1 pseudogene is annotated in these 328 nt (G+C 66.2%); it reads left to right on the forward strand.

The annotated features are described in order from the left end of the window. Nucleotides 1-97 precede the first annotated feature (97 nt). Nucleotides 98-328 (forward strand): annotated as a pseudogene (locus tag ACYVD0_RS19740) (ISAs1 family transposase); the annotation flags it as partial.

Genomic DNA, 328 nt, shown 5'->3' on the forward strand with positions numbered 1-328 from the left:
CGAACAGCTCGCCACCTGTGCCTGCCATCTCTTGCCTCCGGTCCAAACCCCGCGCCTATTCTCGCAGAGCGCAGGCCCGGTGGGTTTTTTCACAAGCTCTCAGGAGAAGCTGCCCTGGTTTCGTCGCTACCTGGCGTTGCCCAACGGCATTCCTTCGCATGACACCTTCGCCCGGCTCTTCGCGCTGATCCAGCCGCAGGCCTTCGAGGCCGCCTTCCGGCGCAGGGTCGAGGCGGTGTTGCCCGCGCTCTCGCCTCAGGTGGTGGCCCTGGATGGCAAAACCAGTCGTCGTACGGCCACGGCCGGTGAGGCGGCGCTGCATCTGGTC

The organism is Azotobacter armeniacus (assembly GCF_054779355.1).